At 43.3% G+C, this 22,039-nt stretch carries 21 protein-coding genes, 1 tRNA gene and 1 riboswitch; of the genes, 7 read left to right on the top strand and 15 right to left on the bottom strand.

Annotation, left to right across the window (positions count from 1 at the left end; translation table 11 throughout):
• Window positions 1–6: 6 nt before the first annotated feature.
• A complete protein-coding gene (locus tag PUN35_RS20990; RefSeq protein ID WP_032727091.1) occupies window positions 7–531 on the bottom strand; it encodes an NfeD family membrane protein in 525 nt (174 codons plus the stop codon).
• Between the two features lie 167 nt (window positions 532–698).
• Between PUN35_RS20990 and PUN35_RS20985 the strand changes: the two genes are divergently transcribed.
• Complete coding sequence (locus PUN35_RS20985; protein ID WP_033881498.1) at window positions 699–1,187, top strand: DinB family protein; 489 nt, start codon at window positions 699–701, stop codon at window positions 1,185–1,187.
• 5 nt (window positions 1,188–1,192) lie between these two features.
• Here the strand turns inward: PUN35_RS20985 and PUN35_RS20980 are convergent, their stop codons facing one another.
• The 3 genes from PUN35_RS20980 to betB form a co-directional block, all read right to left on the bottom strand.
• Window positions 1,193–1,771 (bottom strand): MOSC domain-containing protein, encoded by a 579-nt coding sequence (locus PUN35_RS20980; protein WP_014480659.1) that lies wholly within the window; start codon window positions 1,769–1,771, stop codon window positions 1,193–1,195.
• Between the two features lie 87 nt (window positions 1,772–1,858).
• The gene (gbsB, locus tag PUN35_RS20975; protein WP_003243227.1) at window positions 1,859–3,067 is read right to left on the bottom strand and encodes a choline dehydrogenase; all 1,209 of its coding nucleotides are present in this window, start codon (window positions 3,065–3,067) and stop codon (window positions 1,859–1,861) included.
• A 16-nt stretch (window positions 3,068–3,083) separates the two neighbouring features.
• Window positions 3,084–4,556, bottom strand: coding sequence for a betaine-aldehyde dehydrogenase (gene betB / locus PUN35_RS20970; protein ID WP_014480660.1), 1,473 nt, complete (start codon window positions 4,554–4,556; stop codon window positions 3,084–3,086).
• A gap of 198 nt (window positions 4,557–4,754) precedes the next feature.
• Between betB and gbsR the strand changes: the two genes are divergently transcribed.
• The 4 genes from gbsR (at window position 4,755) to ktrB (ending at window position 8,418) form a co-directional block, all read left to right on the top strand.
• Window positions 4,755–5,297 (top strand): transcriptional regulator GbsR, encoded by a 543-nt coding sequence (gene gbsR, locus PUN35_RS20965; RefSeq protein WP_014480661.1) that lies wholly within the window; start codon window positions 4,755–4,757, stop codon window positions 5,295–5,297.
• Window positions 5,298–5,493: 196 nt separating this feature from the next.
• Complete coding sequence (gene bslA, locus PUN35_RS20960; RefSeq protein ID WP_003243556.1) at window positions 5,494–6,039, top strand: biofilm surface layer hydrophobin BslA; 546 nt, start codon at window positions 5,494–5,496, stop codon at window positions 6,037–6,039.
• Window positions 6,040–6,183: 144 nt separating this feature from the next.
• Window positions 6,184–6,332, top strand: a riboswitch (cyclic di-AMP (ydaO/yuaA leader).
• 73 nt (window positions 6,333–6,405) lie between these two features.
• Window positions 6,406–7,074 carry a potassium uptake protein KtrA gene (gene ktrA, locus PUN35_RS20955; RefSeq protein WP_003228942.1) on the top strand — a complete coding sequence of 223 codons (669 nt, stop codon included), beginning with the start codon at window positions 6,406–6,408 and terminating at the stop codon, window positions 7,072–7,074.
• 6 nt (window positions 7,075–7,080) lie between these two features.
• Window positions 7,081–8,418 carry a Ktr system potassium transporter KtrB gene (ktrB, locus tag PUN35_RS20950; protein WP_014480662.1) on the top strand — a complete coding sequence of 446 codons (1,338 nt, stop codon included), beginning with the start codon at window positions 7,081–7,083 and terminating at the stop codon, window positions 8,416–8,418.
• 36 nt (window positions 8,419–8,454) lie between these two features.
• On the opposite strand, the gene PUN35_RS20945 is transcribed toward ktrB, so the two are convergent.
• The 3 genes from PUN35_RS20945 to PUN35_RS20935 form a co-directional block, all read right to left on the bottom strand.
• On the bottom strand, window positions 8,455–8,718 hold the full coding sequence (locus PUN35_RS20945; RefSeq protein ID WP_003222348.1) for a YiaA/YiaB family inner membrane protein: 264 nt from the start codon (window positions 8,716–8,718) through the stop codon (window positions 8,455–8,457).
• Window positions 8,719–8,826: 108 nt separating this feature from the next.
• Window positions 8,827–9,675 (bottom strand): exo-glucosaminidase LytG, encoded by an 849-nt coding sequence (lytG, locus tag PUN35_RS20940; protein WP_003228938.1) that lies wholly within the window; start codon window positions 9,673–9,675, stop codon window positions 8,827–8,829.
• 160 nt (window positions 9,676–9,835) lie between these two features.
• Entirely contained in the window at window positions 9,836–11,371 is a 1,536-nt protein-coding gene (locus PUN35_RS20935; RefSeq protein ID WP_014480663.1) for an MFS transporter, read from the bottom strand.
• A 501-nt stretch (window positions 11,372–11,872) separates the two neighbouring features.
• On the opposite strand from PUN35_RS20935, the gene cdoA reads away from it, so the two are divergent.
• Window positions 11,873–12,358 carry a cysteine dioxygenase gene (cdoA, locus tag PUN35_RS20930; protein WP_014480664.1) on the top strand — a complete coding sequence of 162 codons (486 nt, stop codon included), beginning with the start codon at window positions 11,873–11,875 and terminating at the stop codon, window positions 12,356–12,358.
• Between the two features lie 105 nt (window positions 12,359–12,463).
• On the opposite strand, the gene PUN35_RS20925 is transcribed toward cdoA, so the two are convergent.
• The 3 genes from PUN35_RS20925 to PUN35_RS20915 form a co-directional block, all read right to left on the bottom strand.
• Window positions 12,464–12,536: transfer RNA gene (locus PUN35_RS20925), tRNA-Ala, on the bottom strand.
• Window positions 12,537–12,642: 106 nt separating this feature from the next.
• Window positions 12,643–13,473 (bottom strand): undecaprenyl-diphosphate phosphatase, encoded by an 831-nt coding sequence (locus PUN35_RS20920; RefSeq protein ID WP_014477785.1) that lies wholly within the window; start codon window positions 13,471–13,473, stop codon window positions 12,643–12,645.
• A gap of 92 nt (window positions 13,474–13,565) precedes the next feature.
• The gene (locus PUN35_RS20915) at window positions 13,566–14,732 is read right to left on the bottom strand and encodes an AI-2E family transporter (RefSeq protein WP_014480665.1); all 1,167 of its coding nucleotides are present in this window, start codon (window positions 14,730–14,732) and stop codon (window positions 13,566–13,568) included.
• A 181-nt stretch (window positions 14,733–14,913) separates the two neighbouring features.
• Here PUN35_RS20915 and iolU point away from each other — a divergent pair, with 181 nt between their 5' ends.
• Window positions 14,914–15,900 carry a scyllo-inositol 2-dehydrogenase gene (gene iolU, locus PUN35_RS20910; protein ID WP_003228926.1) on the top strand — a complete coding sequence of 329 codons (987 nt, stop codon included), beginning with the start codon at window positions 14,914–14,916 and terminating at the stop codon, window positions 15,898–15,900.
• Window positions 15,901–15,940: 40 nt separating this feature from the next.
• Here iolU and rhaA read toward each other — a convergent pair whose 3' ends face one another.
• From rhaA to PUN35_RS20885, 5 genes are read right to left on the bottom strand one after another with little or no spacing between them, the layout of a single operon-like run.
• Window positions 15,941–17,215 (bottom strand): L-rhamnose isomerase, encoded by a 1,275-nt coding sequence (gene rhaA / locus PUN35_RS20905; protein ID WP_003228924.1) that lies wholly within the window; start codon window positions 17,213–17,215, stop codon window positions 15,941–15,943.
• Between the two features lie 25 nt (window positions 17,216–17,240).
• Complete coding sequence (gene rhaM, locus PUN35_RS20900; RefSeq protein WP_014480666.1) at window positions 17,241–17,555, bottom strand: L-rhamnose mutarotase; 315 nt, start codon at window positions 17,553–17,555, stop codon at window positions 17,241–17,243.
• Window positions 17,556–17,572: 17 nt separating this feature from the next.
• Complete coding sequence (rhaB, locus tag PUN35_RS20895) at window positions 17,573–19,030, bottom strand: rhamnulokinase (RefSeq protein WP_003228920.1); 1,458 nt, start codon at window positions 19,028–19,030, stop codon at window positions 17,573–17,575.
• Between the two features lie 4 nt (window positions 19,031–19,034).
• Window positions 19,035–19,811 carry a rhamnose catabolism operon transcriptional regulator RhaR gene (gene rhaR, locus PUN35_RS20890; protein WP_009968057.1) on the bottom strand — a complete coding sequence of 259 codons (777 nt, stop codon included), beginning with the start codon at window positions 19,809–19,811 and terminating at the stop codon, window positions 19,035–19,037.
• A 57-nt stretch (window positions 19,812–19,868) separates the two neighbouring features.
• Window positions 19,869–21,938 (bottom strand): bifunctional rhamnulose-1-phosphate aldolase/short-chain dehydrogenase, encoded by a 2,070-nt coding sequence (locus PUN35_RS20885; protein ID WP_014480667.1) that lies wholly within the window; start codon window positions 21,936–21,938, stop codon window positions 19,869–19,871.
• Window positions 21,939–22,039: the final 101 nt, after the last annotated feature.

The following is a 22,039-nucleotide window of genomic DNA, read 5'->3' as shown; positions in this document are numbered from 1 at the left end:
TGTATATTAAATGGGTTCATGCGGAGTAACCGAAAGAACTCCGTTGTTAATATCTACGACTAACACCGTTGTCCCGTAACTGATCTGCTGATTATCAAAACTGACCGCTGACTTTGAAATGGTCCCGCCTATCCCTTCTATGACCACTTCACCAAATCCGTCAACCGGCACAGCTGTAATCACTTTACCGAGTCTTCCTCTGAGATCATCTTCTCTATATGCCAATGATTCTTCTGCAGATGATAATGGCACCAGCACAAAGATGTGAAGCAATACCACCAGCATGATCGAAAGGATGCAAGATAAAAGCGCAATCAGCAAGCTTGACAGAGGCAATACGAGTTCACCTATATATCCGCCCGCTGAAAAACATGTGAAAAATGAGAGCACTAATGTCGGATTAAGAAACGGAATGCCTTCTGACAGCCCTGCAAATACATCTCCGAAAAACAGGAATAACAGCGTAAGGCTGCCCGCAATAATAAGCGTATAAAGATAAATTGTTTGTATAGGTACTCCAAATAACTCCAATTTCCTCATCCTTTCTTCATCAATGCATTGATGAACGGCCGCCGTTACCATTTATACGAGACACCACGGGAAAGGTTTCAAAATTTTAAGACAAATAACCTATTTGAAGTGCTTTATAAATGATAATTGCTTATATATATGGTAATGTCATTTTAGGAGGAGATATGATGAGTATCTTTAATGAAGCCAGATTAGAAACGTGGAACGAATTGAAAGGACTTTCTGACGAAAAGCTGAATCAAAAGCCTTCTGCTGAAGAATGGAGCATACGGGAAGTTCTTGACCATTTGAAAAAAATCGATATGACCGCACAAAAAATGTTGAAGGAACGTGTAAAGGACGCTCCGATTAAAGAAATTGAAGAAAAATCGCTTGAGGTCGCACAGGACAGAAATAATAAACGGAAAGCCCCGAGTCATCTTGAGCCTGCGCATGATTTTATTTCAGGCAGCCAAATGAAACGTGAGCTTGATGTGGTAAGAGAGCAGCTGACTGCTGCGATTGCCTCTCTGAAAGAAGAAGATTTTGAAAGAGTGCTTCCGCATCCTGTGTTTCAAGAGCTGACTGTCAGACAGTGGATCGATTTTATCGGCCATCATGAAAAACGGCACCTCAGCCAAATGAAAGAAATTAAAGAAAAGATAGAAAGGGCCTGATTTCATCAGACCCTTTCTGCTTTTCGTTTGACTTTTCGCTGATAGGAATGAACTTCTATTTCATCACCTGTGTAAACAGCACCAGGTCTCTCCACAATACAGACAATCCCTCTAATGCCCAGTGCGTGGCGGACGAAAGCCGGCGTCAGCTTCGGCTTGTCCGGATAATAGGACTGAATGACTTCTCCCGGCTGGATACACGGATCATTTTCGCCCTCACACAGCAGAGCCGCTCCGCTCGGAAAAATAATCCGGCTTCCTTCTTTTAATGAAGTAAGATCTGGCATACCGCTGACTGCCACATTCGCCCCGAGCCATTCCGGCAAAATTCTCGGCACTCCCATTTTTAAAGCGATTTCGTTGCATTCCTCTATTGAAACAATTGAAATTTGTCTGCGGTTGAAAATTTCAGTCCCTCTTGAAAACATTGGTTCTCTGGCTCCCGCTTTTTTGGTCAGGCCAAAATGCAAGTCGCCGGGGATGCCGCCATAATCAAAATCAAGCTTGTCCATTTGCTTTGTTACGAAGCTTTCTGTTTCTGCGATATATAAGCCTTCCGCTTTTGCAGTCATCCGCTTCCACATCAGCTGGCACCTTCCTTCTTATCTAAAATTTCCACCTATGCTTCATTATCCCAAAAAATCCCGCTCTGTAAAGGAGCGGGATTTTGATTATACCGTTTTAGGCGTAAGGTTAAAGCAGCGCTTGTAGATCCAGTTGTATGCTTTTTCATTTAAATCTCTAGGGTTTCCGAAGGTTTGCGGATCTTTCATAGCTTCTTTAGACAAGCGTTCGATCATATCAGGTGATACTCCCTGCTCTTCTAAAGTCGGCACTTCTAAATCTTCGACCAGATCATACATCCAATTGACAGATGCTTTCGCAGCTTCTTCTGTTGTCATCTTGCTTGTATCAATACCGAACGCTTTCGCAATACGCGCAAACTTCTCAGGATAGCCCTTCCAGTTGTATTCCATGACAGGGCCCATCATCGCCGCTACACATTGGCCGTGAGCGACTGGGATAATACCGCCAAGCGTTTGGCTCATCGCATGAGCCGCGCCCGCTGATTCACTTCCGTAAGAAAGACCGGCAAGCATCGCAGCCTGCGCCATTCCGTACCTTGCTTCCAGATCCTCTCCGTCAGCAAATGCCCTCTTAATGTAATGAGCGGCATACTCAATCGCCATTAAGGCAACCGCATCCGTGATTGGCTGTGCAAATTTCATTGTATAGCACTCAATGGCATGGGCGAGCGCATCAATTCCCGTCATAGCTGTTACATGCGGAGGCATTGAAACATGAAGCTCAGGATCAATGATGGTCAAGTGCGCTGCAATCAGCGGACCGCCCGTGTTGAATTTGAATTCTCTTTCTTCATCTGTGATAACCGCCCATTGGGTTACTTCTGATCCTGTTCCAGCTGTAGTGGGAATTGTCGTCAGCGGAGGAATGCGGTTTTCCAGCGGTTTTTTCCCATCTGCCGCTTCATAATCAAGCACGCTTCCTTCGTGAGTCGCTTCTACTCCGATTGCTTTTGCTGTATCCATGGAGCTTCCGCCTCCGACTGCCACCAAACCATTACAGTTCTCTTTTTTGTAAAGCTCAGATCCTTCATTCACCAGACGGACAGGCGGGTTTGGCTCAACTTTATTAAAGAGCACCACTTCAATGCCTGCTTCTTTAAGTGATTCGATTACAGGATCAGCAACACCGGCTTTATAAATCCCTGGGTCTGTGACAAGGAGCGCTTTTGAAACGCCCAGTGCAGCTACTTCCTCACCCGTATGCTTGATGGCTCCGATTCCATGCTTAATCACAGTCGGAATTTCAAATGTGTGGAATTTCTGCATGCTTTCTACCTTCATATTTAATGTCATCATCAATCTCCCCCTCTTATGAATTGAACCAGTTAACCGCTGCCGGTTTTGTATTGCGGTATACATGTTTGACTTCTGTGTATTCTTCAAGGCCTATTTTTCCAAGCTCGCGTCCGAACCCGGATTGCTTATATCCGCCCCATGGCGCTTGTGCAAAGTACGGATGAAAATCGTTGATCCAAACGGTTCCCATTCTCAAGCGGGCTGCTACCCGTTCGCACTTTTCAATGTCTTTTGACCATACCGCTCCAGCCAAGCCATAGATGGTATCATTCGCAAGCTCGATTACCTCTTCTTCAGAGCTGAAGGTTTCGACTGTCAATACCGGACCGAAAACCTCTTCCTGAACGATTCTCATGTCAGAATTACAGTTTGAGAAAATAGTAGGTTCATAGAAAAAGCCGTTTTGAAGCGCAGGGTCTTCCGGGCGTTTGCCTCCTGTCTCCAGCTTCGCGCCTTCCTCTATTCCGATCTCTACATATTTTTCTACCTTTGCCCTGTGCTCCGCCGAAATAAGCGGACCGCTTTCTGTCTCAGCATGAAAACCGTTTCCGAGTTTTATGCGTTTTGCCCGTTTGACCAGCTCCGCCAAAAATTGATCATGAATGGCATCCTCAACAAGCAAGCGGGAACCTGCAGAGCATACTTGGCCGGCGTGGAAAAATACAGCGTTTAAGGCCTGATCAACCGCAACTTCTAAATCCGCGTCCTTGAAAACAATATTTGGGTTTTTCCCGCCAAGTTCAAGGGCGATTTTTTTGACGTTTCCGCTTGCCGCCCGCATGATTTTTTTGCCTGTTTCAATTCCGCCCGTAAACGAAATCAAATCGACGTCTTTGTTTACGGCAAGCTCGTCGCCCACTGTGGCTCCCGGTCCAAGGACAAGATTTGCGACACCTTTTGGTACACCGGCTTCTTCCATCAGCTTAAAGACTTTGATTGTCGTCAGCGGCGTAATCTCACTCGGCTTCATGACGATTGTGTTTCCTGCAGCCAGTGCAGGGGCGATTTTCCAGCTCGCTTGAAGGAGCGGATAATTCCATGGAGTGATCTGGCCGCAAACCCCGATTGGCTCTCTAATAATTTTGCTTTCTGAATCAGGAATCGGAGATGAAACGATCTCTCCGCCATCTTTGTCTGCCAAGCCGGCGTAATATTGAAAAACATTGGCGATATCGTCCATATCGGCCTTGCTTTCTTCGAGTGTTTTTCCTGTATCAAGAGATTCAAGCTCAGCCAGCTCCTCAAGATCACGTCTGATTAATTCCGCAATTTTCAGAACAATTTTTCCGCGTTCAAGCCCGGATAGCGATGACCATTCTCCTTTGTCAAATGCTCTGCGTGCGGCTGCGATTGCTTTGATGGCGTCCTCTCGCCCTCCCTCGCTTACAGTTGCAATTTCTTCTTGATTAAATGGGTTGATAATACTGCGGATCTGTTCTTTTTCGGCACTGATCCATTCTCCGTCAATGAATAATGTTTGACTCATATAAGCCTCCTTGACGTAAATAAAGTTTGTTAAATAAAAATTTAATGTTTTTAACAACCTTAATCTAACATATGGTTTTTAAACTGTCAAAGTCCCATTTTGATTTTTCTTTTTGACTTTTCCTCATGTTTCGTTAAGATAAAGAACATAAAGAAATAACTTAACGAATTTAATTTTCTAAAGGAAAAGAGGGTCAGTATGGATGAAAATCCAGAATTTGCAGCTATAGAACAGGCTCGGGATCTTGTTATTGACTCCATTGCTGAAACGATGGATCTTTACGGAATTACCCGCAGTGTCGGGATTTTATATGGGACGATGTATATGAGGGATGAGATGACGCTTGACGAAATGCGTGAGGAGTTGCAAATGAGCAAACCAAGCATGAGCACAGGCGTCAAAAAGCTTCAAGACTTAAATGTAGTGAAAAAAACATTTCACCGGGGCATCCGTAAGCATACATTTGTGGCTGAGAAGGATTTCTTTAAATTTTTCACAAATTTCTTTCCACCTAAATGGGAGCGGGAGGTTCAAGTGAATGTAGCAGCGATCGAGGAAGCTCAAGCTGATTTACAAAAGGTTTTATGCAAGGAAGATCTCGATGAGGATATCAAAAATGAAGCACTGCAGTTATATGATCAGCTGGAAAGCTCTAAAGCTTACTATGACTGGCTGAAACGGCTTGCTGAATCGGTGCAGACCGGAGAAATTTTTAAATTTATACCGATCGAAACAAAGTAAAGCAGAAAACGCCTGGGAAACCAGGCGTTTTTTTGATGTAACTACTACAAATTTGAAAAATACGGGAAAAACGCCCCATTTACTTCCAAAATATTTGATGGTAATTTTATGTAGGTAAAATTTGTATTTGGCCTTCAGAGGAGGTGAAAAGCGGGCAGGCCTGTTTAATTTATCATTTTTTAGGGGGAATTTTGTTATGAAACGCAAATTATTATCTTCTTTGGCAATTAGTGCATTAAGTCTCGGGTTACTCGTTTCTGCACCTACAGCTTCTTTCGCGGCTGAATCTACATCAACTAAAGCTCATACTGAATCTACTATGAGAACACAGTCTACAGCTTCATTGTTCGCAACAATCACTGGCGCCAGCAAAACGGAATGGTCTTTCTCAGATATCGAATTGACTTACCGTCCAAACACGCTTCTCAGCCTTGGCGTTATGGAGTTTACATTGCCAAGCGGATTTACTGCAAACACGAAAGACACACTGAACGGAAATGCCTTGCGTACAACACAGATCCTCAATAACGGGAAAACAGTAAGAGTTCCTTTGGCACTTGATTTGTTAGGAGCTGGCGAATTTAAATTAAAACTGAATAACAAAACACTTCCTGCCGCTGGTACATACACTTTCCGTGCAGAGAATAAATCATTAAGCATCGGAAATAAATTTTACGCAGAAGCCAGCATTGACGTGGCTAAGCGCAGCACTCCTCCGACTCAGCCTTGCGGTTGCAACTAATGTAAAAGACCGGTTAACGCCGGTCTTTTTTGCGTTTTACCCTCCCCTTTTTCTCTAATCCCCGTTATCTTTTTTCTGGTTTAAAATTTAAATTGACAAACACTAGAAACAGGAGTAAATTCTTGAGTGTTCAATTTCATACAGTCTCTTTTACCGCTTAATCAAACACGAACGGGGGAACCAACGATTGGCTGTTTTATTAACAGCCTTGGGGTGAATCTTACTAAGTAAGAGGGGGTACTCTGAATCCCTAATCCGACAGCTAACCTCGTAGGCGTATACAGAGAGGAGGTCTATTATTTGGCCATTCTTTGCAATGGTCTTTTTTGCTTCAGAAACGTTAATTCACTAAGGGAGATATGAACATTGGGAAGAATTAAAAATAAGCAATTTGCCGTGATCGGTCTGGGCCGGTTTGGCGGCAGCATTTGTAAAGAACTTCATAGAATGGGGCATGAGGTCCTTGCGGTTGATATCAACGAAGAAAAGGTCAATGCATATGCTTCTTACGCCACTCATGCGGTAATTGCCAACGCCACCGAAGAAAACGAATTGCTTTCATTAGGAATACGCAATTTTGAATATGTGATTGTTGCCATCGGAGCAAATATTCAAGCGAGTACGCTGACCACCCTATTATTAAAGGAGCTTGATATTCCAAATATTTGGGTGAAGGCTCAAAACTATTATCATCACAAGGTGCTTGAAAAAATCGGCGCTGACCGGATTATTCATCCTGAAAAAGATATGGGAGTTAAAATCGCACAAAGCCTTTCAGACGAAAATGTTTTGAATTACATTGATCTATCTGATGAATACAGTATTGTCGAGCTGCTGGCTACGCGCAAGCTTGATTCAAAATCGATTATTGACCTGAATGTAAGAGCAAAGTACGGCTGCACGATCCTGGCCATTAAACATCATGGAGATATCTGTCTTTCCCCCGCGCCTGAAGACATCATTCACGAGCAAGATTGCCTGGTGATCATGGGCCACAAAAAGGATATTAAACGTTTTGAAAACGAAGGGATGTAGACAAAGGTGACACTTCAAAAGGATAAAGTGATCAAATGGGTTCGGTTTACACCGCCTCAAGTGCTTGCCATTGGTTTTTTCCTTACCATTATCATCGGGGCTGTCCTATTAATGCTTCCGATTTCCACTACGAAGCCATTGTCATGGATAGATGCTCTTTTTACTGCGGCTTCCGCTACAACTGTTACAGGGCTTGCTGTTGTCGATACCGGTACTCAATTTACGGTATTCGGGCAAACAGTTATTATGGGGCTGATTCAGATTGGCGGGCTTGGATTTATGACGTTTGCGGTCTTGATCGTCATGATATTAGGAAAAAAAATCGGATTAAAAGAACGAATGCTCGTCCAGGAAGCCTTAAACCAGCCGACAATCGGCGGTGTCATTGGCCTTGTCAAAGTCCTATTTCTGTTTTCGATCAGTATTGAATTGATAGCAGCACTCATTTTATCCATCCGGCTTGTACCTCAGTACGGCTGGTCATCCGGCTTGTTTGCAAGTTTGTTTCACGCAATATCTGCTTTTAACAATGCCGGGTTTTCGTTGTGGCCTGATAATTTGATGAGCTACGTTGGCGATCCTACAGTAAACCTCGTGATTACTTTCTTATTTGTTACAGGAGGGATCGGATTTACGGTTCTGTTTGATGTGATGAAAAATCGGCGTTTTAAAGCTTTTTCTTTACATACAAAGCTCATGCTTACAGGAACGCTGATGTTGAATGCGATTGCTATGCTTACGGTCTTTATTTTAGAATACAGCAACCCTGGGACGCTCGGCCACCTGCATATAGTGGATAAACTGTGGGCGTCCTATTTTCAGGCAGTGACGCCGAGAACCGCAGGCTTCAATTCTCTAGATTTTGGAAGCATGAGAGAAGGAACAATTGTATTTACTTTATTATTGATGTTTATCGGAGCAGGAAGCGCATCAACGGCGAGCGGCATTAAGCTGACTACGTTCATCGTGATTTTAACATCTGTTATTGCTTACTTGAGAGGTAAAAAAGAAACGGTTATTTTCCGCCGTTCTATCAAATATCCGATTATCATTAAAGCTTTAGCTGTGAGCGTCACCAGTTTGTTCATCGTGTTTTTAGGGATTTTCGCCCTGACGATCACAGAACAAGCGCCATTTCTTCAAATTGTGTTTGAAACCTTTTCCGCATTCGGAACTGTCGGCCTTACGATGGGGCTTACTCCTGAACTGACAACAGCTGGCAAGTGTATCATTATTGTCATCATGTTTATCGGAAGAATTGGTCCTTTAACGTTCGTGTTTTCATTCGCAAAAACAGAGCAATCAAATATCCGTTACCCTGATGGCGAAGTGTTTACAGGGTGATATCAAAAAAATCCGGCGTGCAGTCGCCGGATTTTTTTATGATTCGATATGAGATTGATTTTGTCTTTTTTCCTGTTCCGCGATGATTTCGTTATCCTCCGCATTATCACGGGTCACTTTTTGTGTAAGAATCGCACCAACTGCTACAAGTATCATAACAGCGATGTAATAACCTTTTTCATTGAGTTCCAGGTTATCAGCATTATAGAGTCCGATACTAAACAAAAATACTCCCGCAAAAAAAGTAAAATAAGCTAATACTGTAAAGGCAACCGTGTTTCTGCGTCTATATTTCTGCACCTTTGTTCCCTCCCGAAAGCATAGTTAAAAAGTGATAACTTCCGTGGAATATTATACCTCAAATTCCCCGTAATGGAACAAAGAATTAAAAATACCAGTAAAAAGGGCTTAGGTTGCCTCCTTTATTTCAACAGCTGAATCATCAATCCAGCCGATAAGTTTATCATTGATTTGGAATTGGTACCATACAGACTGGCCTTTCTGTTTTTTAGACACAACCTTTATGTCTTTGCCGACGTAAGATTGGGCAGAGGTAAGCCTTATGGACCGATCATCAGTAGAGGGCTTGGACCATACGTCTTGAACGGCACTGTCTTTAATAGAGGCGTTTAAATCCACAGATTTGAGGGATGGATTTACCTCATCGTACTCATCTAAATCGTATTTTTCCACAATAGCGCTGATTTTGTCAGCGTAGTCAGGGTCTGTAGCATATCCTGATGTTTGCAGGGCGGTTGCCGCTTCCTTATAATTCCCTGCCTCAAGCACCGGTTTATACTTCTTTTTATTCCACGATGTGCCACGGACGAACAATTGGGCGTGATCATCCATAGATTCAAAAAACGTGCTGTATTTTCGAAACTTCGCGCGAATGGTTTTTCTTTTCCCTTTTTCAACTTCGTCCGTTTCCATCGTGACATGATGGCCTTTATAATTCCCTTTTACGCCAAAAAGGTTGTTGGCCTTAGCAGCCAGTTCACTGTTCCCCCAGTCCGATTCGAGAATGGCCTGAGCAATTGTGATGCTGGGGAGAACATGGTATTTTTCATACAAAATTTGGGCATGTCCGGACAGACTGTCTATAAATACTTGCTGTTCATCGATTTCTTCAGTTTCTTTGGATATTTCAATCGGTTTTGATAAAGTTGTCGCTAAAACAAACAGAGCTAGCGGAATCGATACAAGGAAAAATAGTGAAATCAAGAGTTTACGTTTTTTAAGTTTTTTACGGGCCATGAAAACCTTCCTTCGAATTAAAAGATTACGAATGTAAAAGAATCTACCTTTTAGAATTTTACTTGCACTTCTAATATTTTTCAATTCTTTAGGGATAAAGTTGGGAAAAGATTGCAAAATAAAAACCTTTTCGCTCAATGAAAAGGTTTTTACCATGTTTCTATTTTTGTAAATTTCTGAGTGCATTACGATATTCCGTATCATTTATTACTTTATAAGATTTGACAGTTGCCTTCGACAAACCTTCTGCTGAAACGGCCGGTTTTTCCGAAGCTGTTTTCGCTTTATCATGTGGTTTATGTGCCAGCTTGTGCCCCATTCCAGTGGCATTCATACAAAATGACAGGCAGACGAGCAGCACGCTAAGGATAAAAGAAATGAAGAAGAGATCATGATAAGCAGTCATCATAGAATCCTGTACCGAACCGCTTTGTCTGGCAGCATCTTTTTTCGTGAAAAAGCCGATGAGAATAGGAACTCCCATATAGACAAACAATCTTAAAAACTGAACAGCTGTCATTCTCTTGACCAAATCAGGCAGCGGGCCTCCCATGGCAGCTCCCATCAGCCCTGCGGCGACTGTCAGGCCTGTTCCCGCTGCAAGCATGATAAACAGTGCCGCGAACATATAAAGAGATGATCGATCCTGCATATGCAGCCATTGAAAATTCACAAAGACGAGAATGAGTCCGCCGATAATACCGAGCATCCCTGGTCCGACTTTATCATAAAACAGAGCGCTCAAAATGGCCGCGATCGCCACTCCGATTAAAAGAGTCAAGTGTAAAAGAATGAGATGCTCCTGAGAAATATCATACATTTGACGGAGCAAGCCTTGAAAAGCAGACAGGCTGACAGCTACCGTTATCGTCCCTGCAGCTATGATCAATAAGCCAAGCACCGGTTTTGGCAGCAGCATCAGTTTAATAGATATGAATGGGTTTTTCACTTTATATTCCACAATCAATAGACCAATGAGCAAACATAACGTCACCCCGAAACCAATCCATACATAACCCGATGACAGCCCCCATTTTTGCAGAAAAATGAATGAAACCGCTGAGGCTGCGGCAAGGAAAACAGATAAAAGAATTTCCGCATGATCAAGCGGCTGTTCTTGATCCGACGCCCCGTGATGCTCGTCATGAAGAAAGAAATAGCTCACCGCGACACCGATCAGGGACAAGGTGCCAAAGATGAAAAACAGCCATCTCCAATGCCCGCAGCTTGTTGCAATGGTTCCGAGGATTGTGCCGATGATAACAGAACCATAGAATCCCCCGATCAGCACAAGCAGTGCATAGTTCCTGCGTTCAATCGGGAATGACAGTACAAGCATTGGAATCATAATCATCAGCATGACGCCTGTTGCCGCCCCCTGTAAAAAGCGCCCTGCCGCCATCCATGCAATATCGCCTGAACATGCGATGAGCAGTGAGCCTAGTATAAAGACAGGTAATGAAGCCAGATAGACGGGACGCGCACCGAATTTTTTCCTCAGCAGCGGTCCTGCCGGAACTAACAAGGCAAAGGCCATATTGCCGATCAATATCGGATTTACTGATGTGAAGACACTTGTTCCAACCGCTTTCTGAACAAGGCCTTGAACTGACGACAATGCCGTGTTAGACATCAATCCCGGCCCGACCGCTAAGACGGCGAGCAAAGAAATCACCCAATAGTGTTTTGTCTTCATGTTGTCATTCCTTCCTATATGAATCCATGCGAAACACATCATTTTTTGAAAACAAAAGAAGCTAATAGATTTTGCATACCATTAGCTTTCATTCTAATATTATCCCTTTCAGGGGAAATGATATTATTTTATTATAATTATGTGAATAAATGAGCATATAATCAAATATTATTTCAAATCGATTGTGTTTTGTCAATGGAGTAAATTTCAAGCACAACATAGAAAGCTTGAAAGCTTTTCCCCGATATTGTGTCTAGAACTGCACTTATGAATCCCTGCTCGTTCCCTCAAGCGAATTAAATCAGGCCGTTTTAATCCTTTCAACCCACTATTCCAACTAATAAACTCGAATAAGTTGGTGATAAGACAACATTTTGGCCGCACATTTTTTTGTGTTCACTGGGCATTTGCCGCCTCTAAATTGTATATGGGTAAATACCATGAATTAACCTATGAAATACCAATGTAAGGAAATTCTAAATATTCCGGGAGGCAAAACGAATGGAACTGTATGAGTGTATCCAAGACATTTTTAGCGGCTTGAAAAATCCACCGGTTAAAGATTTAGCAACGTCTTTAAAACAAATTCCAAACGCAGCAAAATTGAGTCAACCGTATATTAAGGAACCAGACCAGTACGCTTACGGCCGAAATACCATCTATCGAAATAATGAATTGGAAATTATCGTGATTAACATTCCGCCAAACAAGGAGACAACAGTCCACGATCATGGTCAATCCATTGGTTGTGCAATGGTGTTAGAAGGAAAGCTTCTTAATTCTATTTATCGCTCAGCCGGCGAACACGCAGAACTCTCCAATTCATACTTTGTCCACGAAGGAGAATGCCTTATTTCAACCAAAGGTTTAATTCACAAAATGTCTAATCCCACATCCGAACGAATGGTGTCTCTTCATGTCTACTCCCCTCCTTTGGAAGACATGACGGTCTTTGAGGAACAAAAGGAGGTATTGGAAAATTCATGATTGACAGATAAACTGCTCACTTTGACTTCGCTCAACTGGAGGATTCAGAGAATGAATCTTTTCCTCAAAACAAAAAAACCCTTATAGAATAAGGGTTTACAGGTATGGAGCCAAGGGGGCTCGAACCCCTGACCTCTACGCTGCCAGCGTAGCGCTCTCCCAGCTGAGCTATGGCCCCGTATGTAATGTCATGTTTATTATAGATGATTTTATTTTGAAAAACAAGCTGTTTCCTCTTGAATTGACAGAAAAAATAAGGCTCGTAAAAGAGCCTTATTTTCGACTTACATCATGATCAAAAGTAAAATCACACCGAGAATAATTCGATAGATTGCAAATGGGACAAGTTTGATTTTGTTAATCAGCCTTAAGAAGAAACGGACGACAAACAGTGCGACAACAAAGGCACAGATAAAGCCGACGATGAAAAATGGCATCAGATCCGAGCTTAAGCTGTCCCAATGCTTCACGAGGCTTAGAAAGCTGGCTCCCATCATGATCGGCATCGCCATAATAAACGTAAAGTCGGCTGCAGCTCGGTGGTTTAATCCGAGAATAACACCTCCGGATATGGTTGAACCAGAACGCGAGAAACCCGGCCAAAGGGCAAGACATTGGAATAAGCCGACGGCTATCGCCTGTTTATAGGAAATGCGGTCGAGTGTGTCTGTCGCTGTTTTCCGTTTATTGACCCAGTCAGCAAAAAGCATGAGGATTGCCCCGGCAATTAAACCGATGGCCACAGTTTTAACGGAAAATAAATATTCATCAATGTAATCTTCAAACAAAAAGCCGAGAACAGCTGCAGGCACGAGTCCGACGGCAATTTGGGCAATGCTTAATTTATGTCCCTGCTCCTGGTCGCTTGTAATATTTTTTTTCAAGCCCAGTAAATTTAAAATTCGGTCTTTAAACACGATAGCTACTGCTAAAATGGAGCCTAGCTGAATAACCACCTTGAATGAGTTAGCAGCTTCTTCTGACATCAGATTACTTGATTTAAGCCAGATGTCGTCTACTATAATCATATGTCCTGTCGAAGAAACCGGCGCGTACTCTGTTAATCCTTCTACGATTCCTAAAATGGCGGCTACAAACAATTCCCATAGAGTCATGATTTTGATTCTCCCCATTAGACATTTATTTTTTTACATAACGGGAGCTTCCCATAAATGGAAAGCCCGTCTTATATAACTATAAACGAAAATCACACTTTATGCCCCGGCGTATTTTCATTTTTTTCTTCATCGTATAAATGTGACCGCATTTTAAACCAGTCAAATAAATGTGTCGTAATGACTTTGGCAACCGCATAGCCGGGAATCGCAAGAATGATTCCAACAACGCCGAACAGCTTGCCGGCTGTTAACAGCAGAAAAATAATCGTAATCGGATGGATGTGAAGGTTTTTTCCCATAATTTGCGGAGAGATCAGCTTCCCTTCAATCAGCTGAACAATCGTCCAAACGATCACCAGCTTAAGCAGCATGAGCGGCGATGTCACTATGGCAATGATAATCGCAGGCGTAATGGCAATCGTTGGCCCTAAATATGGAACGATGCTTGTGCAAGCCGCAATGACTGCAAGCAATGAAGCATAATCCAGCCCGATAATCAAATAACCGATAAACAGCAAAAACCCGATACAGAAGCTGACAATGATCTGGCCTCTGATATAAGAGCTTAACCGATGATTCATTTCGCTTAAGACTGTGTATGTCTGTTCTTTCAATTGCGTCGGAACAAACTTCAGTATGTAGACCGGCAATTTTTTTCCGTCCTTTAACAAATAGAAAAGGATAAACGGAACCGTAACGATTGAAATGATAATCTCAGTCAGGGCGCCGATAAAATTCCCAACGCCGGTAAAGGTACTGTTCACAATTGTCGCTGCCTGATCTGAAACCTTTGTTGCGAGATCAGATATATTGATGTTCGTCGTTTGCTGGGCCTGATTGACGAAGTTGCTGCCGATCAGCTGTTTCGTCTGATTTTCAACGATATCCACATATCTTGGGATGTTGTCGATTAAACTCATAATTTGTTCTTTTAAGAAGGGAATGATCGACACGATTGTGATCGTGATCAGCCCGATAACCAATAGATATAGCAGCAATATAGAATAGATTCTTCTTATTCTTCTTCTCTCAAGGAAATCGACGACCGGGTTTAACAGATAAAAAACAATGCCTGTCAAAATAATCGGAAGTGATATCGTTTTGAGAAGAACAATAATCGGGGTGAAAATAAATGATGTTTTTGTAAATACTAGAATATTTAAACCAATCAGCAGCAGCACAAGCAAAAATAAAACAAACTTATTGTCCAAGAAGAATCGCTTGAATCTGCCGCTCCATGTTTGCAACGTCTCCACTATCGTTCCTCCGTCATACATAGTTTAATTAAATTGTACACTATCGTCCCTATAATGAAAAATAAAAACCGTTAATTGCTGGAAAAGCTTTCACGGTTTTAACATTCTATTTATATCTATCATGTGATTTTGTTCTTTTTAAGCTATAATTTAGCTATATCATGCAAAAGGAGCGATACGAGTGATACGTTTTGCAATAATAGGAACCAACTGGATTACAGACCGCTTTCTTGAGTCAGCAGCGGATATCGAAGATTTTCAGCTGACTGCTGTTTATTCAAGATCGGCTGAACGCGCTGGCGAGTTTGCTGCTAAACACAACGCTGCGCATGCCTTCTCAGACCTTCAGGAAATGGCGGCGAGCGATTGCTTTGATGCCGTATACATAGCGAGCCCGAACGCTCTTCACAAGGAACAAGCCGTTCTCTTTATGAACCATGGCAAGCATGTGCTTTGTGAGAAGCCGTTTGCTTCGAATACAAAAGAAACAGAAGAGATGATCTCAGCGGCTAAGGCAAACGGCGTTGTTCTCATGGAAGCAATGAAGACCACTTTCCTGCCGAATTTCAAAGAGCTGAAAAAACACCTGCATAAAATCGGCACTGTCCGCAGATTTACCGCAAGCTACTGCCAGTATTCCTCACGATATGACGCGTTCAGAAGCGGAACTGTTTTGAATGCGTTTCAGCCTGAGCTTTCCAATGGGTCATTAATGGATATTGGCGTCTATTGTATTTATCCGGCTGTTGTGTTGTTTGGCGCGCCGAAGGATGTAAAAGCAAACGGATATGCTTTATCCTCCGGAGTGGACGGAGAAGGAACTGTCATTCTGTCTTACGACGGGTTCGAAGCTGTTCTGATGCATTCCAAAATCTCTACTTCCTATGCCCCGGCTGAAATCCAGGGTGAAGACGGGACGATTGTAATCGATACGATTCACCGGCCTGAACGTGTTGAAATCCGCTACCGGGACGGCCGCCTTGAAAACATCGCGATCCCTGATCCTAAACCAGCGATGTTCTATGAAGCAGAAGAATTTGTCACGCTCATAAAAGAGAATAAGCTGGAATCTGAAGAAAATACATTTGAACGGTCTTTGACCACCGCAAAGATTATGGAAGAAGCAAGAAAGCAAATGGGGATTGTATACCCTGCTGATCAAGCTTAAAAAAATCCGCCCGCGTGCAAATGCCGCGGCGGATTTTTTATTAGGCAATCGGAGAAGATGCCTTCCTTTTTAAAAGCACCTGTTGCTCATATTCTTTGATGTCATGAAGCCATGCCTCTTTTACCGGAACGCCCATTTGCTCACAGTAGGAATCCCAGATGGCTCCGAAAGGATATGTTTTGAATTCCTCCATCAGGGCCAGCCTTTCTGTATAGCGGCCCTCTTCCTGCAATTGTTTTAAATATCCGTTCGGGAGAAGCAGGGCATACAATAAAGCTTTGATCATATTTCTCGTTCCGATGGTCCAGGCGGCTACACGGTTAATGCTGGCATCGAAAAAATCCAGACCGATGGCGACCTTCTCAAGAGCATGATTTCGTACAATTTCAAGAGCGATTTCTCTCAATTCATCATCCAAAACCACTACATGGTCGCTATCCCAACGAACAGGCCGCGATACGTGCAAGGCAAGCTTGTCTGTGTAAAGCAGCATGGACGAGATCTTGTTTGATACCGTCTCAGTCGGATGGAAATGGCCTGTATCAAGTAAACAAAGCTTATGATTCGTCAAAGCATAAGCTAAATAAAATTCATGAGATCCGACAACATATGATTCGGAGCCAAGCCCGAACAGCTTGCTCTCGATTGAATCAAGATTGTGATGTTCACTGATCTCCTCTGCGAAGATCCGATCCAGTGATTCTTTTAGTCTTTTACGCGGTGTCAGCCTATCACTCGGGATATCCTTATAGCCGTCGGGAATCCAAATATTCGTCAAGCAAGGTGTTCCTAATTCTTTCCCGAAGTATTCCCCGATACGGCGGCAAGCGATGCAATGCCTGATCCAAAATTCTCTGATGTCGGGATCAGGGTGTGAAAGGGTGAGTCCGTCAGCCGCTTTCTCATGCGAAAACAAGGTTGGATTAAAATCTAAACCGAGACCAAGGTTTTTTGCCCATTTCACCCAGTTTTCAAAATGCTGCGGCTTCAATTCGTCACGTTCTACCGCTTCCCTGTTTGTTTCTGCGTATATCGCATGCAGGTTTACGCGGTGCTTTCCAGGAATGAGAGAAAGAGCCTTCTCCAAATCTCTTCTTAATTCTTCAGGAGTTTGCGCTTTTCCGGGATAATTGCCAGTCACGTCAATTCCGCCTGAAAGCTCGCCCTTATTTACTTCAAAGCCTTCAATGTCGTCACCCTGCCAGCAATGGATCGAAATGGGCACTTGCTCTAATTGCCGAAGCGCCTCTTCAACATCAATTCCCCATTTTTCATATGCCTGTTTTGCACTGTCATAATTGGCTTTTATGGTCATACGGCTCTCTCCCTTTATCAGTTTTTTAATCCAAATAAAAAACTTCCTTTAGATCTATCGAAACAGGACTGAAATCCGAATTTGTTTTCATTAATGGCGCCATCGATTTCCACCATCTTCGGCAAACTTCCGTGTCCGCCATCTTTCTCCATTTCTCTTCATCCTCTATTTCTAAATATGCAAAAAGCCTGCCTGTTTCCTCGTCTAGAAAAATGGAATAATGGTGTGCTCCATGAGCTTTGAGTGCTTCTGCCATCTCAGGCCAAATGTCATCATGCCGCTGTTTGTATTCTTCGTACTTGTCTTGATGGACAAACATGATACTGGCTTTTCTTTTCAAACCTTTTCACCTCTTCATCATTTAGATAGCGCTTTCAAAACAGTTTGCTGAAATGACTGAATGATCGTGCTTCTGTCAATGTCTTTAGGTGTAAACACTTTGATCGGAAAGGAATTTCTGACGACTTGCCGGGCTTCTTTTATGTCTTTGACTTCTTTGGCAGCAATCATTTGCATCAAAAGATTTCCGGTGGCAGTTGCCTCTATCGGCCCTGCATATACCGCTTTTCCACTCATGTCTGCCGTTAATTGATTTAAGAAATCATTCCGGGCTCCGCCGCCGATGATATGAAATTGCTCGATCGGTTTTTCTGTGATTGTTTCGAGCTCTTTGATGGCTATCGCATAGATGATGGCTAAATTGCTGTAGATGCAGCAGGCAAGTTCGCCTGCAGTGCGAGGAGTCTTTTGGCGGGTTTGTCTGCAATAATGTTGTATTTCCTTTATCATGTTTTCTGGATTCAGGAAACGTTTATCATTTAAGTTTATAAATTGCTGGAATGGTTCTGTTTTTTTGGCTTCTTCTGCAAGCTGCTGGAAAGAGTAATCTGCTTGTAACTGTTGTCTGACTTCTTGTATCACCCACATGCCGATAATGTTTTTGAGAAAGCGAATGGTGTTGTTTGCGCCGCGTTCATTTGTATAGTTGTTTTCTAAAGCAAGATCAGTTATTATCGGTGTTTTGTTTTCAACCCCGATTAACGACCATGTTCCGCTGCTGATATACGCCCAGCCATCATTTATTCCTGGCGCTGCAATGACGGCCGAGGCCGTATCATGTGTTGCGACTGTCATCACCTTGCACGCCGGGAGATCATAATCCGGGAACCACTCATTTCTTAGCTTCCCGAGTTCACACCCCGGTTCAGTCAGCGGGGCAAATTGCTGTTCCTGAACGGACACGGCTTCAAGCAATTCAGGATCAAGATTTCCCGTTGAGGCGTTTAAAAGCTGTGTTGTGGACGCATTTGTGATTTCCGTTACAGCTTTTCCGGTTAAACAATAGCCTAAATAATCAGGAATCATCATAATTTTGTCTGTCTTTATCAGCAGCTCACGGTCTTCCTCATACAATTGATAGATCGTGTTGAAAGGCTGAAATTGTATTCCTGTTTTTTGATAAATTGCGGCTTTTGAGAGGGTATGTTCCAGTTTGTCTATTGTGTGATCTGTTCTTCTATCACGGTAGGAGATTGCTTCCCGCAACCGATCGCCTTTTTCGTCCAGTAAGACATAATCAACTGCCCATGTATCAATGCCTACGGTGCAGTGTTCATACCCAAGCGTCTTTACTTTTTGCAGTCCTTGCAGGATTTGTTTTAGCAAATGATCAATATCCCAAAAGCAATGCCCGTCTCTTTGACTGAAACCGTTAGCGAACCTGTGAATCTCTTGTATGTCAAGCTTCCCTTCATTCAGTTCACCTACCATGATTCTCCCGCTTGATGCGCCTATATCAATGGCAGTATAAATCATCCTTTCACCCTCTCTTCGAAAGAGGAACAGCTGTCACCTTCACCTTTTTGTCCTCAAGAGCTTTTACCGATGCCGGATCAAGTCCAGAATCCGTAATAAGGCGGCTGACATCTTGCAGCGAGGCAATATGTGAAAACTCGCGGTTCCCCCATTTGCTTGAATCGGCCATCAAAATGGTCTGGTCCGACCTTTCGATCATCCGTTTTTTGAGCAGCGCCTGCCACTCATTTGAATCACTCATCCCGTTGTGTACGTCAAATCCCTTACATGACAGAAAGGTTTTATTGACATGATAGGTCTCAAGTGAACGCTCTGCTAACGGGCCGGCAAACGATAATGATTTTTCCAGCAAAATGCCGCCTGTTGAAATGACTGATATGTTTTCTTTATTGCTGAGTTCAATAGCTGCTTTCATTGAGTTTGTAATCACGGTGAGCTCAATGTCAGGGAGTATTTTCGCCATGTACCAGGCAGTTGTGCTTGCATCGAGAATAATTCGGTCTCCGCTTTTTACATATTTGGCCGCTTCGTGAGCGATGGCTTTTTTTTCGATGACATTCGTGATTTCCCGTTCAGAAAAATGAATTTCTGATTCCTTCTGCTGAATACTGACCGCTCCTCCGTGGCTCCGGCTCAGTTTATGTTCTTTTTCAAGCTTTTCAAGATCACGCCGAATGGTTTCCTCTGTGACTGAAAATATGTCACTTAATTCGGAAACGCGGATGCTTGAACGCATATTTACTATTTCCACTATTTTTTGCTGCCGTTCTGCTACTAGCATCGGTAACGCCCTTCCTCATATCGTAGTCCGTCTTTTATTTTTTATCATAGCATATTTCTAACGCGTAAAAGCAGCAGGGACGCCGCCGTCTACCGTGATCATGCAGCCCGTTGTTTTTTCGGCTTTAGAAGAAGCGAAGAATGCAATGGCTTCGGCAATATCCTCCGGGTAAATATTGACGAGCAATGCTGTCCGTTTCCGGTAATGTTCCTCCAGCTGATCTGGTTCAATCCCGTACGCCGCGGCTCGTTCCTCCCGCCAGCTTGAACCCCAGATTGCCGATCCTTGAAGAACCGCATCAGGCAAAACAGAGTTGACCCTAATGCCGAATTCTCCACCTTCTGCAGCAATGCATCTTGCTAAATGGGTTTCAAGCGCCTTAACCGAGCTGTAGGCAGAGGCGTTTTTGCCCGCATAAACCGAATTTTTCGATCCGACAAATACCATGCTTCCGCCTCTATTTTGGTGTTTCATCTGTTTAAACGCTTCACGGGCTACAAGGAAATAGCCTGTTCCTAAAACATTCATATTAAGATTCCATTCTTTTAGACTTGTTTCGTCAAATGGGCTTGATGTGGCCAGCCCGGCATTATTGACGACGATATCAATGCCGCCGTAAGCAAGCGCCGCTCGTTCAAAAGCTGATTGTACGTCTTCCTCCTTTGTCACATCCATTTTGACAGCCATTGCCCGTCCTTCTCCGTATGCATCGTTTATTTCCCCGGCAATTTTCTGTGCGCCTTCTATATTCAGATCAGCTACGATCACGTGCCCTCCCTCAGCTGCAAATCGGCGGCATGCTGCACTGCCGATTCCGCCGGCTCCTCCAGTTATCAACGCTACTTTTCGGGAAAATTCTGCTTCCGGCGGGGCCAGCGTGAGTTTATATAGTTCGAGCGGCCAATATTCGACATGGTAGGATTCATTTTCATGTAAAGAAACAAATTGCCCCAGAGCGGTTGCTCCTTTCATCACGGCGATGGCCCTCCGATATAAAGCCCCGCTTACTTTAGACATGGCATAACTTTTTCCTGTATTCACCATTCCGATTCCAGGAATCAATATCACCCGCGGGGCGGATTCAAAGATTTGATCCCCATCCTGCTGATTGCGTGTAAAGTAAGCCTGATACTCTGATGTAAAGGTCTCGACTCCTGACTTGATCAGATCTGCAAGCTTGTGCACATCTTGAGTTTCCGGATTCCAATCAATGTACAGCGGAACCCGTTTTGTGTGAACAAGGTGATCCGGGCATGCCGCACCGATTTGCGAAAGTGCTGGCGCTTGGACACTGTTTACAAATTCCAAGACATCGTCATGATCATCATAGGAAAGGATCATTTTCTTTTCTTCACTTACTGCTCCTCTGATCACAGGCATGATGCCTGCCAAGATTTGTTTTCTTTTATCCTCCGGCAGCGGCTGATACCTTTTGCCTCCGAATACCTCATGCTGATTGATACGATCGTTAACATACTGCTCGGCTTCTTGAATGATGGATATCGTTTTTTGATAACATGTTTCAGACGTCTCTCCCCAAGTGACTAAGCCGTGTTTCTCCATTAATATAAGCTCGGCGTGGGGATTGTTTGCTACGCCTTCAGCGATCATTTTAGACAAAGTAAATCCAGGGCGAACGTATGGCACCCATACAAATCGGTTTCCGTAAATGTCTTCAGCGATTTGTTTTCCATTATCTGCACAGCATATGCTGATAATCGCATCTGGATGGGTATGGTCAACATGTTTGTATGGCAGAAAAGCGTGTAATAGCGTTTCAATTGAAGGGCGGGGATGTTTGCTGTCTATCATACAATGAGACAGGTAGTCTACCATTTCTTCATCTGGCATTTGGTCCCTTTTAATCAGCGGGCGGATATCATCTAATTTCAAACCGGTAAAGTTATGCGTTTTCATTGTTGCCAAATCCGAACCGCTTCCTTTTACCCACATGACTTCTATTTCACGGCCTCTAAAATCCTTTTCCGTTGTTTTCATAGATGTATTCCCCCCGCCCCAGTTGCAGACAGTGCGGTCTGACCCGATCAAATTGGACCTATACACCAATTCCTCTACACCTTTAGGCAGCTTTGCAGCTCGGTCTGAATCCCATATATGCTTCACCATATTTGATATTCCTCCATCCCCTTTTATTTGTATCCGTTTTCATTATATATGATTTCTGTTTGTTTTTGAATTGTTTTTGTTTATTTTTGTTTTCGACAAAA

The sequence above is a fragment of the Bacillus sp. N3378-2at genome (genome assembly GCF_033412715.1).
In the GTDB taxonomy this organism is placed as follows: Bacteria; Bacillota; Bacilli; order Bacillales; family Bacillaceae; genus Bacillus; species Bacillus subtilis.
This window is presented reverse-complemented; position numbering and strand designations above follow the sequence as displayed.

Coding starts and splice junctions, on each gene's coding strand:
- PUN35_RS20985 (WP_033881498.1), top strand. CDS start 699: ATGAGTATCTTTAATGAAGCCAGATTAGAAACGTGGAACGAATTGAAA.
- PUN35_RS20980 (WP_014480659.1), bottom strand. CDS start 1,771: ATGTGGAAGCGGATGACTGCAAAAGCGGAAGGCTTATATATCGCAGAA.
- gbsB (WP_003243227.1), bottom strand. CDS start 3,067: ATGACATTAAATATGAAGGTAGAAAGCATGCAGAAATTCCACACATTT.
- betB (WP_014480660.1), bottom strand. CDS start 4,556: ATGAGTCAAACATTATTCATTGACGGAGAATGGATCAGTGCCGAAAAA.
- gbsR (WP_014480661.1), top strand. CDS start 4,755: ATGGATGAAAATCCAGAATTTGCAGCTATAGAACAGGCTCGGGATCTT.
- bslA (WP_003243556.1), top strand. CDS start 5,494: ATGAAACGCAAATTATTATCTTCTTTGGCAATTAGTGCATTAAGTCTC.
- lytG (WP_003228938.1), bottom strand. CDS start 9,675: ATGGCCCGTAAAAAACTTAAAAAACGTAAACTCTTGATTTCACTATTT.
- PUN35_RS20935 (WP_014480663.1), bottom strand. CDS start 11,371: ATGAAGACAAAACACTATTGGGTGATTTCTTTGCTCGCCGTCTTAGCG.
- cdoA (WP_014480664.1), top strand. CDS start 11,873: ATGGAACTGTATGAGTGTATCCAAGACATTTTTAGCGGCTTGAAAAAT.
- PUN35_RS20920 (WP_014477785.1), bottom strand. CDS start 13,473: ATGACTCTATGGGAATTGTTTGTAGCCGCCATTTTAGGAATCGTAGAA.
- rhaA (WP_003228924.1), bottom strand. CDS start 17,215: ATGACCATAAAAGCCAATTATGACAGTGCAAAACAGGCATATGAAAAA.
- rhaB (WP_003228920.1), bottom strand. CDS start 19,030: ATGATTTATACTGCCATTGATATAGGCGCATCAAGCGGGAGAATCATG.
- rhaR (WP_009968057.1), bottom strand. CDS start 19,811: ATGCTAGTAGCAGAACGGCAGCAAAAAATAGTGGAAATAGTAAATATG.
- PUN35_RS20885 (WP_014480667.1), bottom strand. CDS start 21,938: ATGGTGAAGCATATATGGGATTCAGACCGAGCTGCAAAGCTGCCTAAA.